General features: G+C 61.7%; 11 protein-coding genes. 4 read left to right on the forward strand and 7 right to left on the reverse strand.

What is annotated here, in order from left to right:
- Positions 1 to 8: 8 nt before the first annotated feature.
- The 6 genes from AOBCEHNH_RS04490 to arcA all read right to left on the reverse strand — a co-directional run bounded on the left by AOBCEHNH_RS04490 (position 9) and on the right by arcA (position 8,600).
- A complete protein-coding gene (locus AOBCEHNH_RS04490; protein ID WP_006722384.1) occupies positions 9 to 1,490 on the reverse strand; it encodes a DUF1846 domain-containing protein in 1,482 nt (493 codons plus the stop codon).
- A 188-nt stretch (positions 1,491 to 1,678) separates the two neighbouring features.
- The gene (locus AOBCEHNH_RS04495; protein WP_152063310.1) at positions 1,679 to 2,803 is read right to left on the reverse strand and encodes an aminotransferase; all 1,125 of its coding nucleotides are present in this window, start codon (positions 2,801 to 2,803) and stop codon (positions 1,679 to 1,681) included.
- A 121-nt stretch (positions 2,804 to 2,924) separates the two neighbouring features.
- Positions 2,925 to 4,403: an amino acid permease gene (locus AOBCEHNH_RS04500; protein ID WP_152063311.1), complete on the reverse strand. Its 1,479-nt coding sequence runs from the start codon at positions 4,401 to 4,403 to the stop codon at positions 2,925 to 2,927.
- 235 nt (positions 4,404 to 4,638) lie between these two features.
- Positions 4,639 to 6,123: a YfcC family protein gene (locus AOBCEHNH_RS04505; protein WP_367881899.1), complete on the reverse strand. Its 1,485-nt coding sequence runs from the start codon at positions 6,121 to 6,123 to the stop codon at positions 4,639 to 4,641.
- A gap of 137 nt (positions 6,124 to 6,260) precedes the next feature.
- The gene (gene argF / locus AOBCEHNH_RS04510) at positions 6,261 to 7,256 is read right to left on the reverse strand and encodes an ornithine carbamoyltransferase (protein WP_039910204.1); all 996 of its coding nucleotides are present in this window, start codon (positions 7,254 to 7,256) and stop codon (positions 6,261 to 6,263) included.
- Between the two features lie 102 nt (positions 7,257 to 7,358).
- Positions 7,359 to 8,600: an arginine deiminase gene (gene arcA / locus AOBCEHNH_RS04515; protein WP_006722378.1), complete on the reverse strand. Its 1,242-nt coding sequence runs from the start codon at positions 8,598 to 8,600 to the stop codon at positions 7,359 to 7,361.
- A gap of 638 nt (positions 8,601 to 9,238) precedes the next feature.
- Between arcA and AOBCEHNH_RS04520 the strand changes: the two genes are divergently transcribed.
- The 4 genes from AOBCEHNH_RS04520 to AOBCEHNH_RS04535 all read left to right on the forward strand — a co-directional run bounded on the left by AOBCEHNH_RS04520 (position 9,239) and on the right by AOBCEHNH_RS04535 (position 13,137).
- Complete coding sequence (locus tag AOBCEHNH_RS04520) at positions 9,239 to 10,471, forward strand: glycosyltransferase family 4 protein (RefSeq protein ID WP_118271333.1); 1,233 nt, start codon at positions 9,239 to 9,241, stop codon at positions 10,469 to 10,471.
- A gap of 61 nt (positions 10,472 to 10,532) precedes the next feature.
- Positions 10,533 to 11,582 (forward strand): tryptophan--tRNA ligase, encoded by a 1,050-nt coding sequence (gene trpS / locus AOBCEHNH_RS04525; RefSeq protein WP_152063313.1) that lies wholly within the window; start codon positions 10,533 to 10,535, stop codon positions 11,580 to 11,582.
- Positions 11,583 to 11,716: 134 nt separating this feature from the next.
- The gene (locus tag AOBCEHNH_RS04530; RefSeq protein WP_226803252.1) at positions 11,717 to 12,547 is read left to right on the forward strand and encodes an HAD-IIB family hydrolase; all 831 of its coding nucleotides are present in this window, start codon (positions 11,717 to 11,719) and stop codon (positions 12,545 to 12,547) included.
- Between the two features lie 257 nt (positions 12,548 to 12,804).
- Positions 12,805 to 13,137, forward strand: a complete 333-nt coding sequence (locus AOBCEHNH_RS04535; RefSeq protein WP_152063315.1) for an MGMT family protein — start codon at positions 12,805 to 12,807, stop codon at positions 13,135 to 13,137.
- Between the two features lie 55 nt (positions 13,138 to 13,192).
- On the opposite strand, the gene AOBCEHNH_RS04540 is transcribed toward AOBCEHNH_RS04535, so the two are convergent.
- Positions 13,193 to 14,287: a hypothetical protein gene (locus tag AOBCEHNH_RS04540; protein WP_226803254.1), complete on the reverse strand. Its 1,095-nt coding sequence runs from the start codon at positions 14,285 to 14,287 to the stop codon at positions 13,193 to 13,195.
- Positions 14,288 to 14,304: the final 17 nt, after the last annotated feature.

Below are 14,304 nucleotides of genomic sequence, written 5' to 3' on the forward strand. Positions count from 1 at the left end.
GGACGGGCCTATCGATGGTAATACCCGCTGCGCTCGAACTTGGGCTCGCAGCACACGTTGATGCCGAGCTTCTTGAAAAGCGCCTCATCGGAGCTGGAGATGATCACCGAGAAGAAGGCATCGCAACCGCGCAGCTTGGGCAGGCCGGCGAGCACGCGCTCGGCGATCTCGCTGGACGCGGAGGTGATGGACAGGGCGATCAGCGTCTCCTCGGGGTGCAGGCGCGGGTTGGCACTGCCGAGCTGGCTGGTCTTGAGGCGGCTGATGGGCTCGATGGCATCGTTGGAGATGACCTCGAGCTCCATGTCGACGCCGGTCACGGCCTTGAGCGCATTCATCATGAGTGAGCTCGCCGCGCCCAGGCGCGTGGAGGTCTTGCCCGTGACCACGGAACCGTCGGGCAGGACCATGGCGCCGGCGGGCGCGCCGGTGGTTTGCTCCTTGAGCAACGCGGCGGAACGCGCCGGGGACTGGTCGTTGGTCACGCCTACCTTCTGCATGATGGCCTTGAGCTTGTCCACCTGCTCCTGACCGCTGCCGGTGCGCTTGACATCGGATGCGGCCGTGAAGTAACGACGCACGATCTCCATGCGCGCGGCCTCGCGGCAAGCCTCATCGTCGCAAATGGCGTAACCGACCATGTTGACACCCATGTCGGTGGGGCTCTGATACGGGCTCTCGCCCAGAATCTTCTCCATCAGGGCCTTAACCACGGGGAACGCCTCGACATCGCGGTTGTAGTTGACCGTGGTCTGCCCGTGCGCCTCGAGGTGGAACGGATCGATGATGTTCGCGTCGTCCAAATCGACCGTGGCGGCCTCGTAGGCGATGTTGACGGGATGGTTGAGCGGGAGGTTCCACACGGGGAAAGTCTCGAACTTGGCATAACCGGCGGCAACGCCGCGCTTGTGCTCGTGATAGAGCTGGGACAGGCAGGTGGCGAGCTTGCCGGAACCGGGGCCGGGGGCGGTCACCACGACGAGCGGGCGCGTGGTCTCCACGAACTCGTTCTTGCCGTAACCCTCCTCGCTCACGATAAGGTCGATATCGTGCGGGTACCCCTCGATCGGGTAGTGCAGCTTGCACGTAATGCCCAACATGTTGAGACGACGGCGGAACTGGTCGGCCGCAGGCTGGCCCGAGTACTGGGTCAGCACGACGGCGCCCACAAGGAAACCGCTGGACCGGAAGATGTCGGCCAGGCGCAGGACATCCTCGTCGTAGGTGATGCCGAGGTCGCCGCGGGCCTTGTTCTTCTCGATATGATTCGCGTTGATGGCAATGATGATCTCGACGTCGTCCGCAAGGCTCTTGAGCATGCGAAACTTGCTGTCGGGCTCGAAGCCGGGCAGCACGCGGCTTGCGTGGAAATCGTCGAACAGCTTGCCGCCGAACTCGAGGTAGAGCTTGCCGCCGAACTGGGCGATGCGCTCCTTGATGTGCTCGGCCTGGCTGGCGATGTACATATCGTTATCGAAACCCTGGCGCATGTGGCGGCTCCCTTTTTGTCATGGCGGTACCGAAACAGTCTAGCCGAGATTCGCGCGCATGCGGGGGCGGTCAGGGTTTCTTCACGCAAACGGCCCCGGCCGCGCGGTCTCATACACACGCGGCCAGGGCCGAACACTCATATGGGGAACGGCGCACGAGGCACCCCCCCCCAGGGACGGCGCCCTCCCTATCGATCGAACTCCGCAAGAGCCTCGCCCAACAGATCGAGACCCTTTTTGAGCACGTCCGGCTGGGCGCAGTACCCCAAACGGGCACCACAAGGCAGCTCGAAGCGGCTGCCAGGGACAAGCAAGACGCCGCGCTCCTCGAGCAGACGCAAGCAGAACGCCTCATCGTCCTCGGGGATATCCAGTCGGATGAACGATGTCGACACGCCCTTGGGAGCGACCCAGCTCACACGGGGCTGAGAATCAATCCACGACTGGGCGATCTCGCGATTGCCGAACACGATCTCACGGTTGCGGTCGAGGATCTTGTCGCGATGGCGCAGCACGTAAGTCGCGAGCGCATCGTTGAACACACCTCCGCAAATCATGGTGTAATCGCGATAGGTGCGAATGGCGTCCGAGACCTCATCATCGGCGATCACCCAGCCGCAGCGGGCGGCGGGCACCGAATAGGTCTTGGACACGGAATTGGTGACGATCGCGCGATCGTACACATCGGTCATCGACTTGAATCCCTCGGTGTTCTCGAGCGGCAGATACACCTCGTCGCACAGGACGTAGGCACCCACGCTGTCGGCGATCTCCGCAATCTGCTCGAGCATCTTGGCGTCGAGCACCGCACCCACCGGATTGGAGGCGTTGTTGATGCAGATGAGACGCGTGTTGGGGCGGACCAGCTCGCGCAGCTCGTCGATGTCGGGCATCCAGCCGAGCTCCTCGTGAATCTGCCAATACTCGACCTCGGCGCCAAGCGTGCGCGGGATCTCGTAAAGCGGGGCGTAGGTGGGCCATTCGGCGATCACATGGTCGCCGGGACGCACCACCGCCATGAGCGCGTTCAAGTTCGCACCGGTGCATCCGTTCGTCTGAAGAATGTTCCGATGCTCGACCTTGCGGTCATAGAGCTTGGCGACCTCGTCCTTGAACTCGGGCGAGCCCTCAATCCAACCGTAGTTCATCTTCTGCGCATCGAGCATCTCGTAAAACGAGGCGCCCTCCTGACCGTCGAGCGCGCGCAGCTCCCCCATGGTGAGCGACGAGATGGTCGACTGGGCGATATCCCAGGTCGCGTCCATCTCGTGGACGTTCAGCCAATCCTCGACTCCGATAACCGGAATGTCCATAGCAGACTCCTTTTTCTCAACTCATGAACCTATGAACCCATATGGGTCCGCACCGTCGCCGCTGACGGCGCGGACGGGGCGTCGGCGCGAGAGCGCGTCCGCCCCGTCCTGCGAGGGCCCGCTAGAAAACGGCAATAATGCCGGCGGCAGTCAACGGGATCGACACGACGGCGAACACGGCGAACACGGCGATGAAAACCCAATCGTGCTTGGTCAGGCTCTCCCCCGCCTCCTGACGGGCCTTCTTATAGAAGAAGAAGCCGGGAAGGTAGCCGAGGCAGGCGAGCAGGAGGAAGCCCCAACCTGTCATGAGAACGCCCACGACCTGGAAGGCAAGTGCGATGACACCGAATGCCATCTGCATGGGCTCGCGGCGCTCGCGGGAGAGCTTGATCTGATACGCCGCGGCATAGGCCCACGTAATGGCGATGGTCACCGTGCACATGGAGATGGCGAAGGTGTACGCATCGGCGGCGAACGTCGCCACGATGATGAAGACCTCGGTGAGGACGCCGACGATGAGCAGGGCCATCTGCGGCGCTCCCTTCGCATTCATCTTGTTCCAAGACGCGGGCAGCAGGTGATGCTCGCTCATCATCGATGAGGTCTCGGCCGGAAGCATGGTGAAGGAAAGCCAGGAGCCGCAAACGGAGATGATGATGGCCCAGGAAATGAAGGCGCCGCCCCAACCGGGAGCCATGTACTCGAAGACGGAGATGGTGGCAGGCTTGGGAGCCGCGATGAGGTCGGCGTAATCCATGACACCGTAGGGAATGATGGAGGCGCCGATGTAGAGGGCGAGCAGTACGCCGAGACCGAAAACGGTGGCGCTGCCGACCTCGCTGCGGCGACGAGCGCGACCGGACATGACGGAAGCGCCCTCGACGCCGATAAACGCCCACATGAGGATCAGGACACACTGGACGATCTGGTTGGCAACGCCGCCGAGGCCGGTGCCATTGGCGGCAAGCACAGTAGCATTGCGCTCGACGGTACCCCAGAAATCAGCGGTGAACAGGCCCGCGTTGAAACTGAAGATGGCAAAGGCAATGAACACGAGAATGGACGCGATCTTCACGACCATCACGACGGCGTTGAGGAACGCAGCGCTCTCGACACCGCGGATGACCAGGAACGTGATGGCCCACAAAACGAGCGAGACGATGATGACACCGCCGACGGCGGGATTGCCGGTCACGGGATCGGAGAAGACGCCGGGCAGAAGGCCACCCAGGCAGTAATCGCTGCCGAGTACCTGCGCGACCATCGTGCCGAAGCCGACGTTGCCGAGCCAGGCGGACAGCCAATAGCCCCAACCGGAGACGAATCCGTGGAACGGACCGAAGCCCTCCTCGGCGTACGCGCAGATACCGTCAAGGTCGGGTCGCTTGGCACCCACATTGGAAATGGACAGCGCCAGGAACAGGAAGCCGGCGCCGCAAATGAGCCAAGCGAGCAGCGCCGCACCGGGCGAGGCGACGTTGGCGAGCTGGCCGGTCAGGGCAAAAACACCTGAACCGATGCAGGACGAGACGACGAGGCCAATCAGGCCAAAATAGCCGACACCGTTTGGATTGTCGACATGCGTGTCATGAGACATAAGTACCCCAATTATTAGACACAGCGGAGGTGTTCCCGCAACTTATAAGGACATATGTAGCCGATTTTTAGATCGGTAAAGAAGTGCCCCCTCCGCGCACGGATACGGAAGGGGGCTGAAAGGTAGGTCGCAACCGGGAGGCCTAACGCCGAGCCGGCTGGACGACTCAAAAGCAGCGGGGCGTCATTTCGAAAATACCGATAGGCGCCCGGACCGCGTTGCGCCTGGAAGGCGCTTAGATCATGACGCAGGCGATGGTCAGGATGACCGCGCAGACGATGGTCAGCACCACGATGAGCTTGAGGGCGAACTTGAGCCAGGTCGTCCACTCGATCTTGGCCAGGGCGAGACCGCCCATGATGGCGCCGGAGGTGGGGGTGAACAGGTTCACGACACCGATGGCGGCGGAGAAGATCATGACCATGACCTCAGGAGCGAAGCCGAGCTCAGCGGCCAGGGGCCCCATGATGGGCATGGACACGGTGGCCATACCGGAGGTCGAAGGAATGAGGAAGGACAGGCCGAAGTAGACCAGGAAGCTCATGGGAGCGAAGATCACACCGGACAGGCCGGCGAGCGCGTTGGCAGCAGCGTCGAGGACGTAAACGTCGAGGCCGGTGGCAGCCATGAGGACGGAGATACCACGAGCGAGGGCGATGATCAGGACGACGGACATCATGTCGGCGGCGCCGGTGATGAAGGTGTCGACGATCTTCTTCTCAGACAGGCCACCCACGATACCGATGATGATGGCCATCACGAAGAACCACGTGGAGGCCTCGTCGAAGTACCACTGACCGATGGGCAGGCCGGTGACGACAGCGGACCAAGCCTGGGTAATGACGTTACCCTCGGCATCGTACACGCCGTTGTCGAAGAAGCCAGCCACGCCGGCGTTGAGGTCGGCGAGCGGGATGAAGCCAACGATCATGACAACGAAGGTGAAGGCGAAGATGCCCAGAACGGCCTTCTGGCGACCAGTGAGCTTGACGTCCTTGGTGACCTCAGCGGCGGCAGCGCCGTGAGCCTCCTCGGCGTCCTTGAGCTCCTGCATGGACAGGATGGTGGAACCCTTGTCAGCCTTGACCTTCTTGGCGTAGTTCATCACGAAGGCGATGGAGATCAGGGTGGTCACAGCCCACAGAACGAGGCCGAGGCCGATGATGATGGTCTGGTTGACCTCGATGCCGACGCCGGTGAGGGCGTCAACGGCGGCACCGACGGCGAACGGGTTGACCGTGGAGCCAAGGCAGCCGCAGCCAGCGCCGAGCAGGACGGTGGCGGCGCCGACCAGCGGGTCGAAGCCGGCGGCCATCATGGTGGCGGCGAGCAGGGCGTAGAACGGCACGGTCTCCTCGCACATACCATAGGTGGTACCACCGAGGGAGAAGATGAGCATCAGGACGGGGACCAGCATGATCTCGCGGCCATGGAGCTTCTTGACCAGAACGGCAATGCCGTTATCCAGGGCGCCGGTCTCGGTCATCATGCCGAGGAAGCCGCCGAGAATCATAACGAACAGGCAGACGGGCAGAGCGTCTGCGAAGCCCTTCACCGGGGCGGTGAAGAAGTCGCTCGGACGAGCAGCGGTAACGGCGCCGCCGGACGTACCGGAAATGACGACGGTGATAACCGCAACGATAGCCAACAGGAGCAGAAGAATGGTGAACGATGAAGGCATGCCGCGCTTTTTCTTAGCGGTCTCAGTCATTGTTCTCATCCCCCCTTCTTTAACACGTGTCATTGATCTTGCTTACGCGGCCTTTCCGTGCCGTGCGCACCGCATGGGCAAGATTGTTACCAAGGAACCGCTCGGAGCGCGCAGCGATGCGCTCCGAGCGGACCGACAAATCGCTCTTACTTGAGCGTGGCGTACATAATCGCCTTGATGGTGTGCATGCGGTTCTCGGCCTCGTCGAAGACCTTGGACTGCTTGGACTCGAAGACGGCGTCCTCGACCTCCATCTCGGTGACACCGAACTTCTCGGCGATGTCCTTACCGATGGTGGTGTTGGTGTCGTGGAAGGCCGGCAGGCAGTGCAGGAAGATCGCGGAAGGATCGGCCATGGCCATGAGCTCGGTGGTGACGCGGTAGTCCTGGAGCTGGTTGATGCGCTCGGTCCAGACCTCGTCGGGCTCGCCCATGGAGACCCAAACGTCGGTGTAGATGACATGAGCACCGGTGCAGGCGTCCTTCACGTCGGAGGTCAGCTTGATGGTGCAGCCATTCTCCTCGGCGATGGGCTTGCAGGCCTCGATGACGTCGTCAGCGGGCATGCACTCCTGCGGGCCGCAGGCCACGAAGTTCATGCCGAGCTTGGCGCAAACAACCATGAGGGAACGAGCGACGTTGTTCTTGCAGTCGCCCATGAAGACGAGGGTCTTGCCCTTGATGTCGTAGTTGAAGTTCTCCTGAACGGTCAGGATGTCGGCGAGCATCTGGGTGGGGTGCCACAGATCGGTCAGGCCGTTCCACACCGGAACGCCGGACTTGGCGGCGAGCTCCTCGACGTCCTCCTGGTCGAAGCCACGAAACTCGATGCCGTCATACATACGGCCGAGAACGCGGGCGGTGTCCTCGATGGACTCCTTCTTGCCCATCTGGGACGAACCGGGATCGAGGTAGGTGACGCCCATGCCGAGGTCCATGGCGCCAACCTCGAAGGCGCAGCGGGTGCGCGTGGAGGTCTTCTGGAACAGCAGGACGATATTCTTGCCCTCGAGGTAACGGTGCGGGGTGCCCGCGCGCTTGAGGTCCTTGAAGTTCTTGGAGAGCTTCAGCATGTACTCGATCTCCTCGGTGGTGAAGTCGAGGAGGCGCAGGAAGCTGCGACCGGAGAGATTAACGCCCATGTGGGCTCCTTTCATACATATGAATAGGTCATGCGGATGCCCAATGCACCCGCATCGAAGTACGACGGCGCACCGGAGCCGATGCGCCGCCGAAGAAGATGCTTAGAGATCCTCGCGCCAGAAAGGCATGCTCATGCAGCGCGGGCCGCCACGGCCACGGGACAGCTCAGCGGAGGGAACGACCAGGAGATCCAGGCCCTCCTTGTAGAGCACGTCGTTGGTGACGGTGTTGCGGGCGTACACGCAGATCTTGCCGGGGGCAACAGCCAGCGTGTTGGAGCCGTCGTTCCACTGCTCGCGAGCAGCAGCGATCGGGTCGCCGCCACCGCAGGGGATCAGCTTGATCTGATCGACGCCGGTAGCATCCTCGAGGATGTGCTCGAGCGTGTCGACCATTTCCTTGATGTTGACCTCGCCGGGGTTATTGCCCGGGGTCAGCTCGTACACCTTGAGGGTGCCCATGATGGCCGGGTGGATAGTGAACTTATCCACGTCGATCTGGGTGAAGACGGTGTCGAGGTGCATCATGGCGCGGTTGTTCGGGATGTCGAAAGCGAGGATGCGATCGACCTTGGAGTCGCTGTTCCAGAAGATGTTCTGGGCCATGACGTCGATGGCGGCAGCCTGGGTGCGCTGGGAGATGCCCACTGCCAGGGTATGCTCGTTGATGTTGAGCACGTCGCCACCCTCGGTGTGGTAAGCGGCGTCACGACGGAAGTACAGGGAGACGTCCTTGTAGTCCGGGTGATACTTGAAGATGTACTTGCCGTACAGGGTCTCGCGGTTGCGGGTGACGGAGTACATACGGTTCAGGCAGACGCCGTTGCCGACGACCGCGAACGGGTCACGGGTGAAGTACAGGTTGGGCATCGGGTCGATGATGAGATCGGACTCGGACTCGGTGTTGACCAGGGAGTCAAGCGTGGTGGAGCTCACGAGCGGCATCTCGATCTCGGCCTTGGTGAGACCGGCCATCGTCTTCTGGACGAACTCGAGGTTATCCTTGATGGAATCGAGCTTCTCGCGGACGACCCTGGGCATCTCCTGGCCCTTGATGCCGGCCTCGGCGATGTACTGATCCAGGAACTCCTGGCGTGCATCGGGGTTCAGGTCGAAGACCTCGGCAACGAGCTTCTCAAGATAGAGAACCTCGACACCCTGGTCGCGCAGGATCTGGGCAAAGGTGTCGTGCTCCTCCTGAGCAACCTCGAGGAAAGGAACGTCGTCAAAGAGCAGGCGCTCCAGCTCGAACGGCGGCAGATTCAGAAGCTCCTCGCCGGGCCTGTGCAGGCAGACCTTTTTGAGCTGTCCGATTTCGCTCGGGACATGCAAGCCTTTCGTCATTGCCTCCTACCTTTCTTTTCTGGAACCGCATGTGCGATTCCGGTTCAAGCCCCTCGCGGGGCTCCGTTCAACAGTTACCGTTATATCCAAATTTCAGAGAGGGATACACGAGAACGCCAAACGGACGATATTGAGGAGTGAACGGTATATCTCGATCAATCTCCCAGTTGGCTGCTTTTATCTAATAAAGCGTTTTACGTGCGTAAATATCGTTCCTGGCGGAGTTTACCATGAGGGATAAATGAATAAGAACATACTCAATATTGCATATTTTCGTACTTGTTCTGCATATTGAGAAGTAGCTGGCCTGGGATTTTGCACTGGTAATCAATATGCAGTGCCTGAAAAGATTTATTCAGAATTCTTCCCATAGGGACCGTTTAGCCGCCGAATCCTACCGTCCGCCCCACCCGCGTGTCATCGGCCTGACGATCGCGACGGCCGCGCATGCAGCGGACACGAGACATCCTGTGGCCCCGATGAAGGGCATAATGTCCAAAATCGACCTGAACGGCATGTGCTTGATGCGTTACACGACCTTTGCGCGCCAGAAGAATCCCCGCTTCCGCTATCATGGGTAAGATTGACGCTCAAAGCGTCCCTGTGTTCGATTCGTCTGCAACGGTGGTGCCCTACTTATGGAGCAAGCGATGCCATACATATATGTGGCTGCCGCGGCCTTCATCGCCACGTACCTGTGCGTGCCGCTCACCAAGCGGCTGGCGCACCGACTCGGCGCAATCGACTACCCCTCTAAGCGCCGCATCAACACCAAGCCCATCCCCCGTCTGGGCGGACTCGCCATGTTCGCAGGACTCTGCGTCGCACTCATCGTCGAGATAGCGGGCATCAAAATCTTGGGTTGGCCCCCCATCCTCATCCCTCACCCCAGCATGAGCATCAGCTACCCGATCCTGGGCCTGTCCTTCCTCGTGATCGTGATCACGGGCGCCGTCGACGACGTGCACTCGCTCAGCCCGCGCAGCAAACTCCTCGGACAGATCCTCTCCGCCTGCATCGCCGCCGCCGGCGGTCTGCTCATCGGTCGCGTGGTCAATCCGTTCGCCCCGGGCACCTATATCGAGCTCGGCCTCATCGCCTACCCCATCACCGTCATCTATCTCGTGGCCTTCACGAACATCATCAACCTCATCGATGGTCTGGACGGCCTGGCCGCCGGCATTTCGGGCATCGCGTCGCTTTCCATGTTCTCGTTCGCCGTGCTCTCCGGCCGCCTCGACGCAGCCGCGCTGTCCATCGCGCTGTTCGGCGCCTGCCTCGCCTTTTTGCGCTACAACTTCTACCCCGCGTCGATCTTCATGGGCGACTCCGGCTCGCTGCTTCTCGGCTTTGGACTGGGAACGATCTCGCTTCTCAACGTGAGCCGCACCGCCGCGCTCACCTCCCTCATCATCCCGCTCATCGTGGCCGGCGTGCCCATCCTCGACACGCTCTCGGCGATCGTCCGTCGCAAGCGCGCCCATGTGAGCATCGGCCAGGCGGACACGGGCCACATCCACCACCGTCTCATACGTGAGGGCTACGACCAGCGTCAGGCGGTGCTGCTCATCTACGCATGGTGCCTGCTCCTGTCGCTCGGCGCCGTGGTGATCAACCAGGTGAGCGTGGGCTGGCGCGTCGCCATCTTCCTGGTCCTGCTCGCCTGCTCCGCGCTGTTCGCCACCAGGCTCCACCTGTTCGAACCCGTCCTGCGCCATCACTACAACCCCAAGACGCAGCAGGACGAGATCGTAACCCCCGACGACCCGGCCTTTGCCGCCGAAGAACGAGCCGCAGCTGAGATGCGAGAAGAACGCCTCGAGCACCTCATCCCCGGAAAATCGCCCAAGAGCACCGATTCCCACAAGTAGACGAACGGCATCGCCCGAGCGCACGCGCCTCGTGGCACGCACGACCAGCAAAGGAGAAGTCATGCCCAACGAGCTCAGCTACGAGGTCAGCCTCGAGCGCAGCAACCAGATCCGCGCCGACCTGCCGCAGCACCCCGAGAAGTACACCATGCTCACCGGCGATCGCCCCACCGGCCGCCTGCACCTGGGCCACTACTTTGGCACCCTCAAAAGCCGCGTCGAGCTGCAGGAGCTGGGCGTCCACACCAACGTGCTCATCGCCGACTACCAGGTCATTACCGACCGCGACAGCACGGACAACATCCAGGACAACGTCTACAACATGGTCATCGACTACCTGGCATGCGGCCTGGATCCCGATAAGACCATGATTTACACCCACTCCGCGGTTCCCGCTTGCAACCAGCTCATGCTGCCGTTCCTCTCCCTCGTCTCCGAGGCCCTGCTCCAACGCAACCCCACGGTCAAGGCGGAGATGGAGGCCAGCGGACACGAGCTCACCGGCCTGCTCCTCACCTACCCCGTGCACCAGGCCTGCGACATCCTGTTCTGCAAGGGCAACGTCGTGCCCGTCGGTCGTGACCAGCTGCCCCACATCGAGCTCACCCGCACCATCGCCCGCAAGTTCAACAACCGCTACGGCAACGTGTTCCCCGAGGTCGACGCTTTGCTGTCCGATACGCCGCTGCTCCCCGGCCTCGACGGCCGCAAGATGAGCAAGTCCTACGGCAACGCCATCAACATCTCGATGACCGCCGAGGAGACCGCGAAGCGCATCAAGAAGAGCCAGACCGACGGCGAGCGCATGATCACGTTCGACCCCGAGGCGCGCCCCGGCGTGTCCGGCCTGCTCTCCACCGCCGCCATCTGCACCGGCCGCTCCGAGGTCGAGATCGCCGAAGAGATCGGCATGGGCGGCTCCGGCCAGCTCAAGAAGTACGTCACCGAGAGCGTAAACGAGTACTTCCTCCCCATCCGCGCCCGCCGCGAGGAACTGGTCCAGGATATGGACTACGTCAAGGACGTCCTGCGCGAGGGCAATCGCCGTGCCAACGAGGTCGCCGAGGCGACGCTCGCCGAGGTGCGCGAAGCCATGGGAATGGTGTACTAAGCATCCGCCCCACACACGCGCGCGGCGACACGCGAATGGGCCATCTTCACGTGCCCGCACTTTCGACATAGCCAAGGTCTTACGAGGTGGGCGATAATAAGCCCGCCTCGTTTTTACGTTGTATGGAGGACTGCATGTACCGACTTGTTGCCAGCGATATGGATGAGACGTTTCTCGATGCCGACCACGCCATCCCGGCGTCCAACCTCCGGGCACTCAAACGCATGAGGGAGCTCGGCATGCTGTTTGTCCCTTCGAGCGGGCGATGGTATTCCTCGATCATGGACAACTTCTCGGGGGATGATCGCGAGCTGATCGAAGGCGGCTATGTGCTCTCCTACAACGGCGGCTTCATCAACCGCGTGGGAGACCCCACCCCGCTCACCACCTGCGGGCTTTCCAACGAATGCGCGAACGCGATCTATGCCAAGGGGCTTGAACTCGGACTCTGCATGCACGTCAACGTCGCCGACGGCCACGTCTTCGTGAATGACGCACCCACGCGGGAGCGCGACTATCTGGAATCGATCACCGGGGTCACTCATTTTCGCGGATCCGATCATCCCGACCTCTCATTCCTTGAAGGCCGTGGCATCGTGAAGATCCTGTATGTCGACTGGAACTTCGATGCGCTGCAGGAATTGGGTCGCAAGCTCGCGCCCATGGCCGAGCGCCTCGGTGTTGACATCACCTTCTCCTCCAAGCGCTACCTCGAACTCATGCCCGCAGGCGTTGACAAAGGGGCGGGGCTCACGCGCCTTGCCGATATGCTGGGAATCCCGATGTCCGAGGTCATCGCCGTTGGCGATTCCGCAAACGACCTCTCCATGATCAAGGCGGCGGGACTGGGCGTCGGCGTGGCGAACGTCACCGACGACGTACGGCCGTATTGCGATGTCGTTCTTGAAACGGCCGGGACCGACGGCGCGTTCTCCGAGCTCGTCGAGCGATTCCTCGAGCCCTAACGCCCACATGACGCCGCGTCTTTCTATTTGTAACCCTCGACTAACTTGTGGAGAGGCTATGTGCTCATCGGTCTACGATTTGGGTCTCATAGAATTAGCTATAGTTAACTCAACGAAGGCACAGGCGAATAAAAGACCTTCGACACGAACGTTGCGCCTTCCCTCCCCTCGCGCAACACCTCTTTGGAAAGGCGCCCCGCACATGTGGGGCGCCTTTCTTGACTACAATGGCGGTATCGATCGGAAGTGAGGATGGCATGGCAGACCGGGACACCGACGGATTCTTCAACCGCGTATACGACATGGTGCGCCAGGTGCCCCGCGGCATGGTTGCCACGTACGGTCAGATCGCCAAGCTCGTTGGTGAACCCCGTCGAGCTCGATATGTGGGATACGCCCTGCACGTCAATCCGGAACCCGGGGACATACCTTGTCACCGCATCGTATTCGCGGACGGGCGCCTCGCGGAGGGTTTCGCCTTCGGCGGACCCGAGGTGCAGCGCGCATTGCTCAAGGATGAAGGCGTCGCCTTCCTCGCCAATGGGCATGTCGACCTGCAGGCCTCTCGCTGGCCCGCGGGCCTGGTATGACAAGGGGCGCCGACAGCGCCCCTTCCCGTATTTGAATCCTTGGTAGGCAACCCAATCAGACGGTCGCCTCGAGTGCATCTTCTGCACGGTCGACCGTGCTTCTGGCCTTGGCGCCCTGTTTGAACCACGAGCGCAGGTCCTCGAGCGTGCTGCCGGCTGCATACACCTTGATCTTGCGACCGCCCTTCGTGGTCACCGTGCAGCGGTCGCCGCTCTCACTGTCCTCGTGCGCCGTGACCTTCTTGAGGTAATCGCGGCGGAACGCCACGACGCGGGCGTTGCTGATCTCGATGAACCAATCGTCGTCGACAAACGAAGTGCCCGTGACACCTCGGCTTGCCATCTCCTCGGCAAAGGAGAAACCGAGTTCGCGTTCCTGCCTGCCGATCTCGTAGATACCACGAGCGGGCATGCTGAGCATGAGCAGGGGCAGGAGTCCCCCTATGAACAGGAAGAGGAACGGGACGAGCAAGAGCAGACGAGCGCCGGCATCGGTGAAAACAGCCATGAAGGCGATCACGAGCGAGAAGACGAGTGCCATGCCGTTGAAAACAATCGTCAACGGCTTGATGGCAGACCAACACAGGCCCGCCTTGGTCATGGGGCCGTCGACAGCGTCCGAGATCTCGATGCCCTCCTCCTCCAGGCGGGCGAGGAGGTTGAGCGAGCACACCCCCTCGAGGCTTATCGAGCAAAACTTTCGATCGCCCTCGAACAGGTCGATCCTCATCATCTGCGTGTGAAGCGTTGCACGGGTGATGTTGCCGAACGTCGACTCCCTGCGGACGCCAAAGGCGTTACGCGAGAGAATTCGTTCACCGTCCACGTCGATGCGCGGGATGCTCAGCAGGGCCCAGATGGCCATGCCCGCAAGTGCCATGGCGTGGCCGAACCACACAAGCTCGTGGTCCCACTCGCCCAGCGAAACGCCCTGCCAGACGTAAACACCCAACATGAGCAGCTCGAATGCGACCGCGCAGCAGGCGATGATCGTGCGGATGGCAGCGGGCATGCGCACCGTGAAGCGATCGAGGCTGTCCGTCGCCTCACTGCGCTCGCGCGCGCCGCGACGGGCGACCCATGCAGTGAGCGGACCGACGATGAAGACCACCATCGCCACGCGCAGGAACGATTCGAGCACGTCGCCCATATTAACCACCATCCCAG

The sequence above is a fragment of the Collinsella intestinalis genome, assembly GCF_902501455.1.
GTDB classification, from domain to species: Bacteria; Actinomycetota; Coriobacteriia; order Coriobacteriales; family Coriobacteriaceae; genus Collinsella; species Collinsella intestinalis.

Bases quoted from the DNA above. Each gene is read 5' to 3' on its own strand.
- AOBCEHNH_RS04490 (WP_006722384.1), bottom strand. From the start codon at position 1,490: ATGCGCCAGGGTTTCGATAACGATATGTACATCGCCAGCCAGGCCGAG.
- AOBCEHNH_RS04495 (WP_152063310.1), bottom strand. From the start codon at position 2,803: ATGGACATTCCGGTTATCGGAGTCGAGGATTGGCTGAACGTCCACGAG.
- AOBCEHNH_RS04500 (WP_152063311.1), bottom strand. From the start codon at position 4,403: ATGTCTCATGACACGCATGTCGACAATCCAAACGGTGTCGGCTATTTT.
- AOBCEHNH_RS04505 (WP_367881899.1), bottom strand. From the start codon at position 6,123: ATGAGAACAATGACTGAGACCGCTAAGAAAAAGCGCGGCATGCCTTCA.
- argF (WP_039910204.1), bottom strand. From the start codon at position 7,256: ATGGGCGTTAATCTCTCCGGTCGCAGCTTCCTGCGCCTCCTCGACTTC.
- arcA (WP_006722378.1), bottom strand. From the start codon at position 8,600: ATGACGAAAGGCTTGCATGTCCCGAGCGAAATCGGACAGCTCAAAAAG.
- AOBCEHNH_RS04520 (WP_118271333.1), top strand. From the start codon at position 9,239: ATGGAGCAAGCGATGCCATACATATATGTGGCTGCCGCGGCCTTCATC.
- trpS (WP_152063313.1), top strand. From the start codon at position 10,533: ATGCCCAACGAGCTCAGCTACGAGGTCAGCCTCGAGCGCAGCAACCAG.
- AOBCEHNH_RS04530 (WP_226803252.1), top strand. From the start codon at position 11,717: ATGTACCGACTTGTTGCCAGCGATATGGATGAGACGTTTCTCGATGCC.
- AOBCEHNH_RS04535 (WP_152063315.1), top strand. From the start codon at position 12,805: ATGGCAGACCGGGACACCGACGGATTCTTCAACCGCGTATACGACATG.
- AOBCEHNH_RS04540 (WP_226803254.1), bottom strand. From the start codon at position 14,287: ATGGGCGACGTGCTCGAATCGTTCCTGCGCGTGGCGATGGTGGTCTTC.